15 protein-coding genes are annotated in these 18,058 nt (G+C 54.9%); 5 read left to right on the plus strand and 10 right to left on the minus strand.

Going from position 1 to position 18,058, the window contains the following annotated elements; all coding sequences use genetic code 11:
- Nucleotides 1-13: 13 nt before the first annotated feature.
- Together NT140_09475 and NT140_09480 are read left to right on the plus strand one after the other, a co-directional pair.
- Nucleotides 14-874: a polysaccharide deacetylase family protein gene (locus tag NT140_09475; GenBank protein MCX5832097.1), complete on the plus strand. Its 861-nt coding sequence runs from the start codon at nt 14-16 to the stop codon at nt 872-874.
- Nucleotides 875-933: 59 nt separating this feature from the next.
- On the plus strand, nt 934-1,206 hold the full coding sequence (locus NT140_09480) for a MoaD/ThiS family protein (protein MCX5832098.1): 273 nt from the start codon (nt 934-936) through the stop codon (nt 1,204-1,206).
- A 36-nt stretch (nt 1,207-1,242) separates the two neighbouring features.
- On the opposite strand, the gene NT140_09485 is transcribed toward NT140_09480, so the two are convergent.
- The 9 genes from NT140_09485 to uvrB form a co-directional block, all read right to left on the minus strand.
- Nucleotides 1,243-2,952, minus strand: coding sequence for a hydantoinase B/oxoprolinase family protein (locus NT140_09485; GenBank protein ID MCX5832099.1), 1,710 nt, complete (start codon nt 2,950-2,952; stop codon nt 1,243-1,245).
- 2 nt (nt 2,953-2,954) lie between these two features.
- On the minus strand, nt 2,955-5,051 hold the full coding sequence (locus tag NT140_09490; protein ID MCX5832100.1) for a hydantoinase/oxoprolinase family protein: 2,097 nt from the start codon (nt 5,049-5,051) through the stop codon (nt 2,955-2,957).
- A gap of 16 nt (nt 5,052-5,067) precedes the next feature.
- Nucleotides 5,068-6,696: a methylmalonyl-CoA mutase family protein gene (locus NT140_09495; GenBank protein ID MCX5832101.1), complete on the minus strand. Its 1,629-nt coding sequence runs from the start codon at nt 6,694-6,696 to the stop codon at nt 5,068-5,070.
- Between the two features lie 8 nt (nt 6,697-6,704).
- Nucleotides 6,705-7,103, minus strand: a complete 399-nt coding sequence (locus NT140_09500; GenBank protein ID MCX5832102.1) for a cobalamin B12-binding domain-containing protein — start codon at nt 7,101-7,103, stop codon at nt 6,705-6,707.
- 26 nt (nt 7,104-7,129) lie between these two features.
- Entirely contained in the window at nt 7,130-7,405 is a 276-nt protein-coding gene (locus NT140_09505; protein ID MCX5832103.1) for a 4Fe-4S dicluster domain-containing protein, read from the minus strand.
- A 2-nt stretch (nt 7,406-7,407) separates the two neighbouring features.
- Nucleotides 7,408-8,697 (minus strand): FAD-dependent oxidoreductase, encoded by a 1,290-nt coding sequence (locus NT140_09510; GenBank protein ID MCX5832104.1) that lies wholly within the window; start codon nt 8,695-8,697, stop codon nt 7,408-7,410.
- A gap of 23 nt (nt 8,698-8,720) precedes the next feature.
- Nucleotides 8,721-9,698, minus strand: coding sequence for an electron transfer flavoprotein subunit alpha/FixB family protein (locus NT140_09515; protein ID MCX5832105.1), 978 nt, complete (start codon nt 9,696-9,698; stop codon nt 8,721-8,723).
- Nucleotides 9,699-9,703: 5 nt separating this feature from the next.
- Nucleotides 9,704-10,486 carry an electron transfer flavoprotein subunit beta/FixA family protein gene (locus NT140_09520; GenBank protein MCX5832106.1) on the minus strand — a complete coding sequence of 261 codons (783 nt, stop codon included), beginning with the start codon at nt 10,484-10,486 and terminating at the stop codon, nt 9,704-9,706.
- Nucleotides 10,487-10,719: 233 nt separating this feature from the next.
- A complete protein-coding gene (gene uvrB / locus NT140_09525; GenBank protein ID MCX5832107.1) occupies nt 10,720-12,711 on the minus strand; it encodes an excinuclease ABC subunit UvrB in 1,992 nt (663 codons plus the stop codon).
- A 302-nt stretch (nt 12,712-13,013) separates the two neighbouring features.
- Between uvrB and NT140_09530 the strand changes: the two genes are divergently transcribed.
- Nucleotides 13,014-13,901: a 4Fe-4S dicluster domain-containing protein gene (locus tag NT140_09530; protein MCX5832108.1), complete on the plus strand. Its 888-nt coding sequence runs from the start codon at nt 13,014-13,016 to the stop codon at nt 13,899-13,901.
- Nucleotides 13,898-15,130: a polysulfide reductase NrfD gene (gene nrfD / locus NT140_09535; protein ID MCX5832109.1), complete on the plus strand. Its 1,233-nt coding sequence runs from the start codon at nt 13,898-13,900 to the stop codon at nt 15,128-15,130. The genes NT140_09530 and nrfD overlap by 4 nt, the downstream gene beginning before the upstream one ends.
- Nucleotides 15,131-15,313: 183 nt before the next feature.
- Here the strand turns inward: nrfD and NT140_09540 are convergent, their stop codons facing one another.
- On the minus strand, nt 15,314-16,582 hold the full coding sequence (locus NT140_09540) for a glycosyltransferase family 4 protein (protein MCX5832110.1): 1,269 nt from the start codon (nt 16,580-16,582) through the stop codon (nt 15,314-15,316).
- 269 nt (nt 16,583-16,851) lie between these two features.
- On the opposite strand from NT140_09540, the gene NT140_09545 reads away from it, so the two are divergent.
- Nucleotides 16,852-18,057: an NAD(P)-binding domain-containing protein gene (locus NT140_09545; protein MCX5832111.1), complete on the plus strand. Its 1,206-nt coding sequence runs from the start codon at nt 16,852-16,854 to the stop codon at nt 18,055-18,057.
- Nucleotide 18,058 lies beyond the last annotated feature (1 nt).

The following is an 18,058-nucleotide window of genomic DNA, read 5'->3' on the forward strand; positions in this document are numbered from 1 at the left end:
GAGGCATGCTCCCTTGAAAAAACTGCTGGGCCTGAAGATTGATGTGGATACCTACGTGGGAATGGAAAAAGGTGTGCCTTCCCTCCTTAAGGTATTGGCAAAATCGGGCTTTAAAGCAACGTTCTACCTCAGTATCGGACCAGACGCCTCCGGTCGGGCGATGCTGACGCTCTTGCGCAACCCGCTTTTTTTGAAAAAGATGTGGCGCACCAACGCCGTTGGCCTCTATGGCCTGAAAACCGCCCTCTACGGGACCCTGCTGCCTTCGCCCCTCATTGCCCTTTCCTTCCCGGACCTGGTCAAGGAGATCATTGCGCAGGGTCACGAAGTACAGTTCCATGCCTGGGATCACCGGCGCTGGCAGGATGACATTGATCGCCATTCCGCCGCCTGGATCGGCGAGTGGTTTGCCCGGGGGGTGGAAGGATTCATCAAGCTGACCGGTCAGGCGCCGACGTCCTTCGGGGCGCCGGCCTGGTTGGTGGACGAGCGGGTTATGGAGATCGTGAAGGCTTACAATTTCTTATATTTAAGCTGCACCCGGGCTAAAGAACCGTTCATCCATGAAGGTTGCGGCCTCGTCGAGATACCTTCCGATTTGCCCTGTCTGGAGGAGATGGGTGCGGAGCGCGGCGCCGACATCATCGCCGGTATATTGCAGTCGGGGGGCATGCACGTCTTGCCCCTCCATGCCGAGGTGGAAGGCGGCATCCGGCAGGACTGGTTTGTTAAGCTAATGGAGAAGGTCGTGGCGATGGACTATCGGGCCGTACCCCTCGGCGTCATCCATGCCGAGCTGGCGCAGGAGACCCTGCCAATCCGCAAATACCGGATTGCGATGCTGGCCGGACGGGCCGCCCCCTGCGCCATTTGAAGGCTGGAATTCGGCATATAAGGGACATAATTCAGGAGTAAATAGGAAAGGAGTCAAACATGGCAGTCAAGGTGCACGTTCATACCACTCATACGCAATTTACCGATGGCCTGGAGATTGTTGCCACAGAAGGAAAAACAGTGGCCGAATGTCTGGCACAGCTAATCAGGCAGTTCCCCGGCATGGAGAAGGCGCTTTTTGCAAAAAGAGATAAACTGCTAAACACGGTTGAAATTTATGTAAATAATGCCAGCGCATACCCCGATGAACTCGGCAAGGCCGTTAACGATGGCGACGATATCCACCTTTTTGTCATGCTTTCGGGAGGATAGGGGCAATGACGCTGCTTGCGCCGCCCCTATTCTGCACTAGGATCGCGCCTTATTGGTCTCCGGCCAATCAATCGCCAGTGTCTCCGGGTTGATGATAACGCCATAGTCGGCACCGGCGCTTGCTATGCTGACATAACCCTCGGTCACATCGCTTAACACCATCTCGGGATCGCGGGCGAGCGGATTGCCGTAGCCGCCGCCGCCGGGGGCGTCAATGGTCACCACGTCGCCCGGTTGCAACCGCGTTAATCCATAGGCATTACCTGATTCTCCGTTGACCAGGAACTGTGCCCTGGCGCCGGGCTTGCCGTCAAAAAGCCCTTCCGCCGCGTAGACAAACCGGCCCGCCTGGATACCCAGATTGACGGGCGGGAGGGGGGCATATTCGTCGTCGGGCACGCGGAATAGTTCCCTTTTGCCGAGGCCGCCCTTCATCTTGCCGGGGCCGCCCGAATCGGCGAGCAGTTCTCTCTTCTCCACAATCAGCGGGGTGTCGCTTTCAAAGATCTCCACGGGCGTATTGGCGCCGTTGGCCGGGAAGATGTAGACGTAATTCCCGTCATTGCTGGCGCCTGCCCCCATGCCGCCTCCCCGGATGATCACGGAATGCCAGGGCTTACCGTCTTTCCTTTTCCCGTAAAACACGTTCATGGCCGCCGGCGTGCCGCCTGATCCGGCAATGACGCTGCCGGGCAGGACACCGGAAAGGCCCCGGTAAATGACTTCCGTGATGAAATGACCAACCACGAGACGTGCAGCCACGGCGGCCGGAAATTTGCAGTTGACCACGCTGCCCTCCGGGGCGCGCAGGCGTATCGGCTTGGCGCAGCCTTCGTTATTGGGGATATCGGGGGCAAACATGCTCTTGATCGCCATGAAGACATAGGCATAGGTGAAATTATAAACCACGTTGCCGCCCCAATTCACCTGCCCCGAAGAGCCGGTGAGGTCCACGCTGATGTCGCTTCCCTTGACCTCGATCTTGGCCTGAATAATAATGTCTTCCTTGGCCTTCATCTGCTCGACAATGCCTTGGGCCGGATAGATGCCGTCAGGGATTTTCTCGATTTCCTTGCGCATGCTTTTCTCGGTGAGGCTGATAATCTGGTCCGCCAGGTCATCGAGGCTGGCAAGGCCGCTTTCTTTGAGCATCTGGCAAATCTTATCCGCACAGACGTGATTTGCCGCGATCTGCGACCGGATATCCCCGATCACCTCATCGGGCGTCCGGACATTCCACCGGATCATATCCATGACTGACTCGTTCAGTACTCCCCGGTCATAGAGCTTCACGACGGGAATAAACAAGCCTTCTTCAAAAACATCCTGATTATCGGACGATACACGGCCGCCGATGTCGGAGTGGTGAAAAACGCAGGCCGTGAAGGCGGCCAGTTTACCCTCGTAAAAGATGGGGCTCATGACACAGACATCATTAAGATGGCCCGCCAGTGCCCAGGGGTCATTCGTGATGAAGGCATCGCCGGGTTGGTAGTAGTCCACGGGGAACCGGTTGACGAGATTCTTGACCCCCAGGGCCATGGCGCCTGACTGGCCCGGTGTGGCAAAGCTACCCTGGGCCAGTTCCCGTCCTTTCCGGTCGGTAAACATGCAGGTGTAATCATGGGCATCCCGGAGCAGGCTCGAAAAGGCCGTCCGGGCGACGCTGCCGTCAGCCTCATCTACAATGGAAATAAGCCGGCGCCATAATATCTCTAACGTGATGGGATCGAAAGTCTGCCCCATTTTCATACCTCCTTAAGATCAATCCACAGAAATCCGAACTCATCCGTCGTTGCGCGGGCATCCTCGCCCACAATGAGGGTTGACTCCTTCTCTTCGATAATGGCCGGACCTTGAAACTGAGCGCCGGGAAAGAGTTGATAACGATCGTAAACCGTATAGGGGATAAAATCCTTAGCCAGCGGCGAGTAGGCCTGGCGTTTTCCCTTAATCGCCTTGCTTAACGTCTGCCCTTTAGTTACCGCAAGTTTGGGCAGTTGCAGGAGCCGCTCCGGCAGGCTGGCCCGCACCTTGAAATTGATGAACTCCACCTCCGATTCCGGATAGGTCCGGCCGTAGAGCTTCTCATAGACATCGTCGAATAATCTCCGCACGTCCGTTCGCTGGAGTTTAGTGAAGTCACCGGCCGGCACAGGAACATTGATCTCCGCCCCCTGTCCCACAAAGCGCATGTCGAGAGATCGTTCATAGCGGATAATATCGTCGGCGGCTTCCTTCTTGAGTATTTTCGCCGCCTCCGCCTCCAGCCCCCGGAAGATGGCCTCTATCTCCGGAAAGGCGACGCCGGACAGGGAAACCTTGTGGCTGCGGAGGAGGTCAAAGGCCCGGGGGGCGGTGAAAAAGCCCATGGCCGAACCAACCCCGGCATTCGGCGGGATCAGCATCCGGGGGGCGCCGAGTTTCTTCGCCAGACCGTAGGCGTGAACCGGACCTGCCCCGCCAAAGGCGGATATCGTTACGATCCTCGGGTTTCCGCCTTTTTCCGCAATATGCGTCTTGGCGGCCCCCGTCATCGTCTCGTTGATGAGATCATGGATCCCCCAGATAGCCTGGATAAAGGAAACTCCGAGTGGCTTGGCAATTTTTTCTTCCACGCCGCGCCGGGCCGCCTCCTTGTCTAACTTCATCCCGCCGCCGAGGAAATATTTCTCGTCCAAATAACCAAGCAGCAGATCGGCATCGGTCACGCAGGGATCAGTTCCCCCTCTCCCGTAACAGATGGGTCCGGGCGCCGCGCCGGAACTTTCCGGCCCCACCTGCAGCGTGCCCATCTTGCTTACCTTCGCGATGCTGCCGCCGCCCGCTCCGATCTCCATCAAATCAACAACCGGCACCTGGATAGTGATACCACTGCCCTTCATGAAACGCTGGACACGTCCGACCTCGAAGGTCGGCACAACGCCGGCGACGCCTTTCTGGATCAGGCAGGACTTGGCCGTCGTGCCCCCCATATCGAAACAGAACATCTCCGAGATATTGAAGTGCTTGCCATAGTATTGGCCGGCAATGACCGCCGCGGTCGGTCCCGACTCGATGATGCGGACGGGAAACTCGGCCGCCGTTTCAACCGATGTCACCCCACCGCTCGAAAGCATGATAAAGAGCTTGCCCTGAAAGCCGATGGACTTCAGCCGGCCGGCCAGCTTGGACAGATATCGCCCCGTCAGGGGCTTGACGTAGGCATTGGTAACGGTGGTAGAGGTTCTCTCATACTCCTTGATCTGCGGCAGTACGCGGTAGGAAATCGACACGGAAACCCCTGGCGCTTCACTCGCGATGATCTCTTCGAGCATCAGCTCATGGGTTGGATTTTCAAAGGAGTTAATGAGACAGACGGCAATAGACTCGACACCCATCTTGAGGAGGGCGCGGATGGTCTGTCTTGCTTCTTCCGGGTCCAGGGCTTTGATAACGCTCCCATCGCTGCGGACCCTCTCGTCCACTTCCAGGCGATACCTTCTGGGAACCAGCGGCTGGGGAAACTCGGCAAATACGTCATAGGGGGCGTAGCGCATCTCGCGGCCAATTTCCAGGATGTCCCGGAAGCCCTTGGTCGTGATGAGCCCTGTCCGGGCGCCCTTTCTCTCGATGATGGAATTGATGACTAAGGTTGTGCCATGAATCAGCTCCTCCAACCGGGCGATAAAGTCCGGCGCCGTCTTTTCCAGCTCTCTGATCCCCTCTTCCACGGCATCGGAGGGATCACCAGGAGTGGTCAGGCACTTGCCGGTCTTGATCTCCCCGGTTTGATCGTTCAGCAGGACAAAGTCGGTAAACGTGCCGCCGATGTCACAGCCCAGCCGGTAATGCTTGTCTTTCATTGATACCTCCCCCTACCTAAAATAAACCCGGTTCTGCAAACTCCCCAAATACATTCCGGAAAATACTTGTCATCTCGCCTACCGTAGCGTAGGCCTTGCAGCAACCTACCAGATAGGGCATGACGTTTTTGCCCGCCCGGGTCGCTTTCTCCAGCTCCTGAAGGGTGCGGGTCGTCTCGCGCTGGTCGCGTTCCCGCTTGACCCGCCTTAATTCCTCAATCTGCTTCTCGGCTGTCTCCCCGGTATATTCGTGCAGTTCCACGTCCTTCGACTCTCCCTCGGTATAGATATTGACGCCCACCTTGAGGAGCTCCCCGGACTGGATTCCCTTTTCGAATTCGTAGGCCTGCTGAGAGACAAGCTTTTGGATATAGCCCGTGGCGACTGCCGGGACAATCCCGCCCACCTTCTCGATTTTTGCCATTTCCTCCTCGATCTTCCCTTCCATCTCCTTCGTCAGCGTCTCGATAAAGTAGCTTCCCGCCAGCGGATCAACGGTATCCCGCAGGCCGATCTCGTCCATGAGGAGCTGCAGGGTCCGCAGCGAGATAACGGCCGAGTGGGGGGTCGGAATGGTATAGGCCTCGTCGTAGCTGCACAGGGCGGTAGTCTGAGCCCCGGCCAGGGCAGCGGAGAGGGCGTAATAGGCGCCGCGCATGATGTTGTTCTCGGGCTGCGCCTTGGTAAGGCCGTAGCCGCCGCCGCCGAAGAGCCCGCGCATGAACATGTTGGCTTCCTTCTTGACGCCGTATTTTTCTTTCAGGTTCCTCGCCCAGAGTTTCCGGGCGGCCCGGAACTTCGCTACCTGTTCCCAGATATTGCCGAAGACATTAAAATTAAAGGAGAACCGGCCCACAAATTCGTCAACATCATAGCCGCGCGGCAGGACATTATCAATGTAGGCATTGGCAATCAAAATGGCATAGCCGATCTCCTGCGCGGGAGTAGCCCCCGATTCCCGGATGTGATACCCGCAGATGGAAACCGGATTGGTGCGCGGCATGGTGGTCATGGAATATTCGATGGTATCGCCGATAAGCTTCACCGCCGGCTCAACGGGGAAAACCCAGGCCCCCCGGCCGATCATTTCCTTCAAGATATCGTTTTGCGGCGTCGCGGAAATCACCTTGGCGTCATAGCCGTACTTTTCGGCCACGGCCTGGTACATGGCCAGCATAATCGAGGCCACGGCGTTGATGGTCAAACCGGAGCCGATCTCGGCCAGATTGATGTCCTTGAAGGCGACTTCAAAGTCGCGCAGGGAATCAACCGCCATGCCCACACGCCCCACCTCTCCTTCCGCCATGGGGTCATCAGAGTCATAGCCCATCTGGGTGGGCAGATCAAAGGCTACGTTCAAACCTGTCTGGCCGTGGGCGATCATCAATTTGAAACGTTCGTTCGTCTCGTAGGACGTCCCGAAACCCGTGTATTGTCGAGTTGTCCAGGCCCGGCTGCGGTAGCCCTGGCGATGGATGGCCCGCGTAAAGGGGTAGGCGCCGGGATCGGCCAGGTCTTTTTCATAGGAAAAACCGACCCGCTCCAGATCCCCGGGACCGTAGAACGGTTTGACATGGATGCCCGACTGCAGGGTCACATCAGTAATCTGGCCTTTCGCATCCTTGGTATACTTTGCTACGCCCATTTCGCCTCCTATCCTCTTCTCACATTTTCCTTGATTACACTGACAATCTCCGCGAACGGCGTCCCGCCCGGGAAGACGCCCTGCACCCCCAGTTCCTTGAGCTTCGGGATGTCGCGGCCGGGGATTACCCCCCCTACAACAACCATCTTATCGCCAATTCCCGCCGCGCGGGCCTTCTGTACGAGTTTCTCCGCGATGGGGATATGGGCGCCGCTCATGATGGAAAGCCCGATTACATCCACATCCTCCTGGAGGGCAACCGTAACAATCTGATCCACCGTTCTATGCAGGCCCGTGTAGATGACCTCCATACCCGCCTCCATGAGCGCATGCGCCACGACTTTTGCCCCGCGGTCATGCCCGTCAAGTCCCGGTTTCGCTATGAGTATCCTGATATTTCTTGCCACTGTTATCGCCTCCTTACCCCGATGAACTATCCGTATCTGTACTGGACGCCGCATCCATCGGCCGGGTAAACCCAGTCTACTGACTTATAGATGCACGCAATCTTGCAGCTTCCGCATTCCAGGCAGCCCGCATATTCCACGACCATTTCGCCTGTCTCCTCATTCAAGGAATAGAGGTGCCCCGGACACACGGGGATGCACATCCGCTCCGGGCAGGTACCGCAGATTTTCTGGTCGAGTTTGATATGGCTCTCGCGATCGTTTTTCATCGCGTTAAGCGCTATCTTTTCTGCCACTTTCATGACTACATTTTCCTCATGCTTAACAAGTCCTTGCACGCTTCCCAGTTGAGGATATATTTCCTGGCGACCGCCTTGGCGCTTGCGTACAAGGGCTCTTTTTTACCCGGGCCGATGGTGAACAATGCCGCGAGCAGTTCGGAAATGAATTTGGGATAAACGGTGAAGAGTCTTTTATTTTCGAGCACATCTCTGGTGTGACGGAAGGTCTCCATATCAGCAAGCACAAAACTAGCCCGGAGCTTCTGCTCGTAGCGGGAGAGGAAAGCTGCCGACAGGTCCCCCTGGGTCAGGGCTTCATCGGCCACCCCGGCGGCTATTGCCCCCGAGGCAACGGCAAATTCCATGCCCCTTACCGTCAACCCGAGATTGAGTGAGAAACCGGCGGCATCGCCGGTGACGAGCATTCCGCCCGTGTAAAGCTTTGGAACACCCCCTGCTCCGGCCTCAGAAATGATATGGGCCGCGTATTCCTTCAGCTCACCCCCTCGTATCCATCGCTGCACCTCCGGCCGCGCTGAAAACTCCTCCATGAGCTGGGAGGCGGCAACAGGATTCTTCTGCTTGATCAAGTCGCCAATGCTTACGACGATCCCCAGGGAGAGCGTATCGCGATTCGTATAGAGAAACCCGCCTCCGAACATGCCCTTGGTAATGGCGCCGACAAAGAGATTGGCGGCCCCTTCCCCCGGTTGCAGGCCGAAACGATCTTCGATGGTCTTTGCGTCCAGCCGGTAAATTTCCTTGACGGCCACGGCGTAGTTGCGCGGTTCCAAGGGCTCTCTGAGACCGGCCTTTTCCGCCAGGAAGGAGAGCGCCCCGTCGGCTGCGATGACGATATGGGCACCGATCTCTTCGTCCCCCGCCTTGATCCCCGCCACGCGGCCATCTTCCCACAGGAGTGCATCAACCTTCTTTTTCGGGATAACAAAGGCACCCTTTTCGCCCACTTTTTCCGCGAGCCAACTGTCGAAGGTCGCCCGCAGCACGGTATAGCTCATGTAGGGCTCGCGGCGCCAACTGTCATTGGCATATTCTAACTGCACGGATGCGTCCTCATCGAGCACCGTGATGATCTCTTTCACGACATGCCGTTCAAATGGCGCCTCCGCAATGATCCCGGGAAGATATTCCCTGATGGGCTCTACATACATTCTGCCGCCCGTCACATTTTTACTCCCCGGAACGTCTCCCCGCTCCAGGAGTATTACCTGCCGACCGGCATCGGCGAGATGGTAGGCCGCCGTTAATCCGGCCAATCCCCCACCTACGATGATTGCATCCACTTTGTCCATTGAGTATATCTATGGGAATCAGTCTATTTCCCGCGCCTTTTTCTCAGTTCCTCAGTCATCGCCGGCAACACCTCAAAGAGGTCTCCCACGATACCGTAATTTGCGTAGTTAAAAATGATAGCATTCGGATCATTATTGACGGCCAGGACGACCTTGGAGGTGTCCATTCCCATGATATGGTGGATCGCACCCGAAATGCCCGCCCCCAGATAAAACTTCGGCGAAACGGTTTTCCCGCTTTTGCCGATCTGGTCGGCCTGATCCCGCCACTTGGCATCCACGATGGACCTCGTTGCCCCTACGGTGGCGCCGATAGTAGCGGCCAACTCTTCGATGAGCCGGAAATTCTCGGCGGCTTTCAGCCCCCGGCCACCGGCCACAATCAGGTCTGCCTCCGTCAGGTCAACTTTGCCCAGGGTGGTCTCCTCGGTCTTGATGACTGTCGTCTTTAACTGCGCAGGTGTGATGCCGGCCTGAAATTCTGCCAACTCCCCTTTTTTGGCAAGAGGTTCACCCACTGCGAAGCTATTGGGCCGCGTCGTCACGATAATTGGAGAAGCGGAAAAAGAGACCTCGGCCAGGACCCTGCCGCCGTACATGGGTCGGACAAACGTCAGGGGGTCTTTGTCCCAGTTGGCTGCGGTCACATCCGAGGCAATGCCCGTCTCCAGGAGCACTGCCACCCGTGGCAGGAAGTCGCGCCCCCGCTGCGTAGCCCCGGCCAGGATCAGCTTCGCGCCTGCCTCCCGCGCGTAACCGGCCAGCGCCAGTGCATAGCCCTCGGCCGTGTAGCTCTCCAGCACGGGGTCCGTAACGTGGATGAGCTTTTCCGTATAATTAAGAACCTTTTCCTTTACCGTGCCGGACAGCTTCCCCAGAAACACGGCTTCCATGCTGAACCGCCCGCTTCCGGCAAGCTTCAAACCTTCCGAAAGCATTTCCAGGGAAACCTTCCGCGGCTCGTCACCCTTGGCCTCTACAAATACCAGTATCTTATCCATATATTTTATAATACCCTTTCTACGTCCATCAAAATCCTTACCGCTTCCACAGCGGCCTCGGCAGGCGTACCGGGAATGAGCTGCACGGCGGGTTTTTTCTTCGGCAGCGAGTATTGCACCACCTTTACCTTCGACCCTGTCCGGCCGGTCTGATCAGCCGTAAGCCCCAGGTCGGCGGCCTTTACTCTCGCTACCTGAACCTTCATGGCCTTCATAACACCCGTAATCAGAGGGACTCGCGGTTCGTTCAGTCCCTTCTGAGCGGTAAATACTGCGGGCAACTGCACTTGCACCGTCTCTTTGCCCCCCTCTACAGCAACCTCCGCGATGGCCTTACCATCAGCCACATCAAGCTTCACAATCCCGCCTACATGCGGCAGTCCCAGCAACTGGGCTACCATCTGCCCGACTTCTCCGCGATCAGCGTCAATAGCCTGCCTGCCACAGAGAATGATATCAAAGGGTTCTTTGGCTATGGCCCGACTCAAGGCAAGCGCCGTCGCATACCCGTCGCCGTCTAAAAAAGCCTCGTCCTCCAGGAGCACCGCTTCGTCGGCTCCCATGGCAATGCCGGTCCTCAAGGCCTCAATTGCCTTCCCGCTCCCCAGGGCCACAACCTTCACTTTTCCAGGGTGTTTCGCTTTGATCCGCAGTGCTTCTTCAATGGCAAATTCGTCAAACAGGTTCAAGGCAAACTTCTGTTCTATATCGAGACTTACCCCGTCGCCGCCGATAGCCACCAAAGCTTCCGGGTCCGGGATCTGTTTTACCAGAACAACAACGTTCATAACCGTCTCCTCCTGATTCAGGACAATTATCTTAACCAGTAATCTTCTTGCGGTGCTCCTAACATTTTTACCTTAAAGTGACAACAAAAAACTATGAAGCCTTGATAAATTTTTATAAATGCTTAAATTTTAGTCACGTAGGATTTAGATCACCAACCGCAGGCTGGTCGAGGAAGCGCTGGAAGAAGATAATGATTATCTGAAATTGTTTGCCGAGTGCGGGTAGGGAGGCGTCACATCTCCAGCAGTAAAGCGGAAAGTTCCTTGATCCGATCCCGGAGCTCGGCCGCCTTTTCGAAATTGAGCTCCCCGGCGGCTTCCTTCATTTCTGCCTTCAGCTTGCGGATGATTTCCGGCAGTTCCTTTTCCGACATATAGGCGGCGTTTTTTTCGTCCACTGTGGGCACTTTGAGATAGTCGGCTTCATAGACGGAAGCGAGGATATTATGGATTGACTTGCGGATGCTCTCGGGCGTAATGCCGTTTTGCCTGTTATAGTTAGCCTGGATATTCCGTCTTCTTTCCGTCTCCCGCAGGCAAACCGCGATGGAATCCGTTATCTTATCGGCGTACATGATCACCTGACCGGCAACGTTTCGCGCTGCCCGGCCACTGGTCTGGATCAGCGAGCGGGCGGAACGGAGGAAGCCCTCCTTGTCCGCATCCAGGATCGCGACGAGCGATACCTCCGGGATGTCCAGCCCTTCCCGGAGCAGATTCACCCCGATCAGGGCATCGAACTTGCCCAGCCTCAGGTCACGGATGATGTCCACCCGGTCCAGCGTATGCACATCGGAATGGAGATACTTGACCTTGACGCCCAAGCCCTCGTAGTAGGAGGTCAGATTTTCCGCCATCCTCTTGGTCAGCGTCGTAACTAGTACGCGTTCGCTCTTTGTTGCCCGTTCCCTGATCTCGCCCAGGAGATCGTCCACCTGGCCCTCGACGGGCCTGATCAAAATAACCGGATCCATGAGCCCGGTCGGCCGGATGATCTGCTCCACCACGGTTCCCCCGGCTTTATCCAATTCCAGGACGGCCGGGGTGGCGGAGACATAGATCCTCTGATTCGGCAGCGCTTCATATTCTTCAAAGCGGAGCGGCCTGTTGTCCAGCGCCGAAGGCAGGCGAAAACCGTATTCCACAAGCGTCGTCTTGCGGGACCGGTCACCCCGGTACATGCCGATCAATTGGGGGAGAGTGGCGTGGCTTTCGTCAATGACGACCAAAGCGTCGGCCGGAAAATATTCCATCAGGGTGGGCGGCGGCTCGCCGGGCTTTCTGCCCGTCAGGTGGCGGGAATAATTCTCGATACCCTGACAGTAGCCCATCTCCTCCATCATTTCGATATCGAAATGCGTGCGCTGCTCCAGGCGCTGGGCCTCGACGAGTTTGTTGAGCCCGTTTAATTCCCGGAGCCGGAGCCCCAGCTCATCCTGGATCGCCACAATGGCCCTTTTAAGATTATCCTTCGTCGTCACATAATGGCTGCTGGGGTAGAGGGCAATCTTGGTCAGGCGGTCCAGCTTTCTGCCGCGCAGCGGGTCAATCAGAGAAATAGCCTCAATGTTGTCTCCGAAGAACTCGATCCGGATCGCCCTTTCCTGTTCGTAAGGGGGGAAGATCTCGACGATGTCTCCGCGCACCCGAAAAGTGCCGCGGTGAAAATCAATGTCGTTGCGTTCATACTGCATTTCAACGAGACGGTGGAGCATGGTATCGCGGGCTATATCCATTCCTTCCGCCAACGCCAGCAGCATGCCGTGGTAGGTCTCGGGGGAACCGAGCCCGTAGATGCAGGAAACGCTCGCGACAATGATGACATCGCGGCGTTCCAGGAGGGAATGCGTGGCGCTGTGGCGCAGCTTGTCAATTTCGTCATTGATGGCCGAGTCTTTTTCGATATACGTATCCGTGCTGGGAAGATAGGCCTCGGGCTGGTAGTAATCGTAGTAACTCACGAAATACTCGACGGCATTTTCGGGAAACAGCAGCTTGAATTCACCGTAAAGCTGGGCAGCCAGAGTCTTGTTGTGGGCGATGATCAGGGCCGGCCGCTGTACCGCCTCAATGACATTGGCGATCGTGAAGGTCTTGCCCGAGCCAGTGACGCCGAGGAGCACCTGATGGCCCGCGCCCCCCTCTATCCCGGCCACCAGCTTGGCAATCGCCTGGGGTTGATCGCCACTGGGTTTATATTCGGAAAAAATTTTAAATTTCTGCATTCTCGTCACGCTTAAACGTAAATAATCGTTTAGTCAAGCAGTGTTTCCATATATTGGTTGAGTCCATTATCAACCCCCAATTCTGTCATTCTCGCGACGTTTCCCCGACAAATAACTTCGGGGACGTGTCTGGGCGTGAATCCAGCTTGTCACTGCCTAAAATCATGGATGCCCGATAGGAGCATTCGGGCATGACAAAACGTATTGCAAATTATCTCGGTTGTTTATATTGTTAACACTAATATTCATAATGGCGTTGATGGGGCTGCAACTTTTTGTAGTTAGAGAGGAACTAAATAGTTATGGGAATGGATCGAAGGACTTTTCTAAAGGGAATGGGAGCAGGGATCGCGGCGGCAGTACCGGGCAGTTCCCTGCTGACAGGCAGCCTGGAGGCCAAAGAGGTTGCCGCCGGTAAGAAATTTATGGGAGTTCTTGTTGATACCACGCGGTGTATCGGCTGCCGCAGTTGCGAGGCGGCCTGCGCTGAGGTGAATGCGCTGCCGATCCCGGATATAGGTGATACATCGGCATTGAATAAAATCCGTAAGACATCTGTAACGCAATTGACCGTGGTCAATCGCTACAAAACGGACAAAGGAGAGGTTTTTGCGAAGAAGCAATGTATGCACTGCAATCAGCCCGGCTGTGTCTCGGCCTGCCCGGTTAATGCGATGAAAAAGAGGGTGGACGGAGCGGTTACCTGGGACACCAATTGCATGGGTTGCCGGTTTTGCATGGTTTCCTGCCCCTTTGACATTCCCAAGTTTGAATATCAGAGCGCTACCCCCAAAATCCTGAAATGCACCCTCTGCTGGGAGAGACTTAAGAAAGGACAAAAGCCTGCCTGCGTGGAAGCCTGTCCGGCGGAGGCCCTCACCTTCGGCGCCCGGAGGCAGCTCATTGAAGAGGCAAATCACCGAATCTACACGGAATCAGGGAAATATATCTCCCACATTTACGGAGAGCACGAGGTAGGCGGCACCGGGTATCTTTATATTTCCGCGGTTCCATTTGAACAGATCGGCTTCCGGACCGATCTGGGGACAACCTCTTATCCAGAGTTCAGCAAGGGATTTCTCTATTCTGTTCCCATTGTCCTGCTTCTCTGGCCTGCATTTTTGATCGGAGTAAAAACCATGACCAGTCGGAAAGATGAACTTCAAAGCAGGGAAGGAAGGGAAAAATGAATACAGTGATCGCAACAGAAGAAAAACGGGAGTTAAGAGATATTCTGGCCTTCATTCACAGTGAATTGAAGCCCCAGGGGAAGCTCTTAACACCCTTCAATATAATCTCCGGCGCGATAATCATTCTGGGCGCTATCCTTGTTGTTTACCGGCTTGTCAATGGTCTGGGCGCCGTGACCAATCTTTCCCAGGAATTCCCCTGGGGGATATGGATCGGATTTGATGTCATGGTAGGCGTCGCCTTTTCCGGGGGGGCATATGTTCTGACCTTTGTGGTCTATATTCTGCAGGTGGAAAAATATCATTCCATCATCAGGGCCACCGTCTTAAACGGCCTCCTGGCCTATGTCTTTTATGGCGGCGCCGTCTTCCTTGATCTCGGTCGCTGGTGGAACATAGCAAACCCGTTCTATGGAAATGAATTCGGCGTTAATTCCGTGCTTTTCCTTTTTGCCTGGTACTTTTTGCTTTATACGATCACCGAGTTTGTCGAATTCTCCCCGACCATTGCCGAGTGGCTCGGCATGAGAAAACTCAGAAAGTTCCTTAGCTCGCTTACCGTAGCAGCAGCAGTCGTTGGCATTGCCCTCTCCACACTGCATCAGGCAGGTATCGGGGCATTGTTCATGATGGCTAAAGGGAAGATCCATCCTATCTGGTACACGGAGTTCATCCCCGTTCTGTTCTTTGTTTCCAGCATCTTTGCGGGACTGTCCATGGTGATATTTGAAGGAACCATCAGCCATCGGGTCTTCAGCGATCAGATCGCCCATGAAGATCATGCTGCTTATGATGATATCATCATCGGCTTAAGCAAGGGATGTGCGGTGGCCATGTTAGTTTACTTCTTTGCGCAAGTTCTCGTCTTCATTCATGGCTGGCACTGGGCGCTCTTAAACACCCCCCTGGGCTACTGGTATCTTGTCGAGATCATTGGTCTCGTAGCGATCCCCTGCCTCATGTTTTTCCGGGGTGTTCGATACAGAAACCTGCTTCTCATCCGGATAGCAGCCATCCTGGCGATGATCGGAATTATCATCAACCGGCTTAATATTTCCATCATCGCGTATAAATGGTGGATACCATTCAGCGAGAGATATTTCCCTTCCTGGATGGAAATTGTCATCACCCTGGCCATCATATTGACCGAGGTCTGGGTATTCAGATGGATCGCCACCCGGATGCCGGTGTTCAGCAAACCACCCGCATGGGCTGCAGAGAAACATTAACTTTGATAAGAAAGAGGGTAACACCATGGAAGGCTGAGTGCTGAGTGCTGGGTGCTCAACCGTCAGCGTTTTTATTACCGAAAGCGTCAGGCCGGGGGAGACTATCTGCTCCTCCCCGTTAATCTCGACGGTTACGCTCCCGGCCGGCAAGGAACAGCTCGTTATTAACTGGGCCTAACTGATTCAGTCATTCAGCGCCTGCCGATAGACAGCGATGATCTTTTCGGCCGCCTGTTCCCACTTGATATTCTTCAGCTCTTCGCGGGCGCGGGCGCTCATCTCATCGCCCAGGGAAGGATGCCTTAAGAGGGCAATCATCTTATCGGCCAGTTCCCGGACATTCCAGAAATCAACCTTCAGGGCATGATGCAGAATTTCCGCTACCCCCGACTGTCTGGAAATAATTACAGGAACATCGTAGAGCATGGCCTCCAGCGGGGAGATGCCAAAGGGTTCGGAGACGCTGGGCATGACATAGAGGTCGCTCATGGCAAAGATCCGTTCCACATCCTGCCCCTGCAGAAAGCCCGTAAAATGGAAATGGGAGCCCATATGCAGACCGGCCACCTTTTCGATCATCTGCGGCATCATATCGCCGGCGCCGGCCATCACAAAGTGGACCCCGGCCATGCTCTGCAACACAAGGGAGGCCGCTTCCACAAAGTAGTCCGGCCCTTTTTGAAAGGTAATCCGGCCCAAGAAAAGGACTAACTTCTCGGCGTCCTTTTTATTGGTACGGGCAAGCACCTCACTTTCGCCGCGGGAAACAGCATTGTGCACCACTGTGATCTTTTCCGGGCTCAGGCCGTAACGGCGGATGATATTTTCTTTTGTATAGTGACTCACGGCGATTACATGATCCGCCGTTTCCATGCCGTACTTCTCCATATCGTAAACAATCTGGTTGATATTTTCACCGCTGCGGTCAAATTCCAGGGCATGGGCATGATAGACATAGGGCTTGCCGCTTATCTTTTGGGCGCGGACACAGGCCAAAACAGAGGTCCAGTCATGACCGTGAATGATATCGAATTTTTCCTGTTGAGCGATGCCTTCCGCCACCTTTCCATAACGCCAGATTTCCGCGAGCAAGTTGGGGCCGTAAGTGCCGGACATGGCGAAGTGGGAGGTGCCCTTATGATCGCCTTTGGTCAGCAGCGACTGATACTGTTTCTCGTTCATATATGAACGCAGTGCGGAATCTACAATCCTCACTTTCAAATTTTCCCACACAGCGCCAAAAGATGTCGCCTCTCTCCACTCGGAAAAAGGATATTCCTCCGCCGCAAGGAACTTCATGCGGGCATGGTTTATTTTATCCTTGATCCGGGGAAGAACGAAGATAACTTCCTGCCCCAGTTCCGTCAACCCCCGGGTAATTCCGAAACAGGCAGTGCCCAGGCCGCCGCTTATGGCGGGTGGAAATTCCCATCCAAACATCAGGACACGCATGATACCCCCCCCTCCTCCTGTTCAGCAGGGAAACAATAAGGCTTCACGCCGGGTCGGGTCACCCGGCCTACTTGAAACAAGACGAGCATACGTAAAAACAAATTACCAGTGTGTTTGTCTCATAAAAGCCATCTCAATGTCAAGCTTCAATTAGTTATCTATTGGAAATCATTGAATGCAACCGCTTTGCCCTTGACAGGCAGCACTCCCTTCCCTATACTGCCCCACGAATTTGCCCTATCAAAGCAGGCAGGGGGGTTTCTCAGCAGATGAATTTGACCAATTTGGACTGCAGCAGAATAGCGATCATCGGCCCGGGCCGCTTGGGGACTTCCTTTGCGTACAAGTTCGGCAGAGATAATAAAGGGGTGACCTTGTATTATCACAATACGGAAATCTGTCGGGAAATCAATAAGGAGCACTTGAATCCCAAGCACCTGACGCACGATATGGCTACCAGGCTGGGGGGCATGGATAATGTCCCCCGGCTGTCAGCGCGCGTATTTGCCACCAATGATCTGGAACGGGCCGTAGAGGATAATGATTTTATCTTCCTGGCCGTAACGATGGACCGGCTCCCCGAACTGCTTAATTATCTTAAACCCTTGATAGAAAAAAAAGGCGGCGATACCTGCATCATCTCTCCCATGAAGGGTTTGATCTCTGACGAAATCACGAAAGAACTGATTACCCCCTCCCAACTGATCAACACCTATATGTCCAATCTTTCCTATAAATACGAGGTGGTGTGCGTTGGCGGCCCCTTTTTTGATATGGATATCGCTTTAGGAAACCCGGTTTGCGTCACCGTTGCCGGACCAAGTGGCATCTCCAGACTGATTATCCAGGAATTGACCCGATTCAACCGTCGGGAATTGTATGCCTATTATAATTTTGACATTGTCGGCATCGAGGCTTGCGGCTCCCTGAAAAACATTGTCGCCAACATCAAAGGTCTGACGGATCGCCTGGAACTGGGGGATTCCATTCCCGGCACCATCTTTGCCAGATCAGGCGTCGAGATCAGGTCGCTCTCCATGCTGCTGGGAGGCAGTTTCCAGGCCTTTCACAGCCAGGCCGGCGTGGGAGACATGTATGTCACCGTTTCCTCCGAGGCCAGCAAAAATTATCGCTATGGAAGACTATTCTACGAGTTATTCAGCGGCAATCCCATTGAGACCGATATCAAGGTGCGGGCGCAGATTGACGGTACGCCGGAAGGGCCGAACACCATCAGAAACGTCCACCGGTATTTAGAAATGAAAAACATGTACAGCCCCCTTTTCCATTGCGCCTATAAAATATTCAACGAAGGCGTAAACAGAAAGGAAATCAAGGAACAGATCATCCAGGCCTGTCAGTTCGATAAAAGGAGAAAAGAGTATATCGGCCCCCTTTCGCGGGCCTTATACAAGGTCATCCCCAATCTCTGGTACCGCAGGCACAAAGGCCTCCTGTCCAAGCTGGATATCTGAA

The sequence above is a fragment of the Deltaproteobacteria bacterium genome (genome assembly GCA_026388415.1).
Classification (GTDB): domain Bacteria; phylum Desulfobacterota; class Syntrophia; order Syntrophales; family JACQWR01; genus JAPLJV01.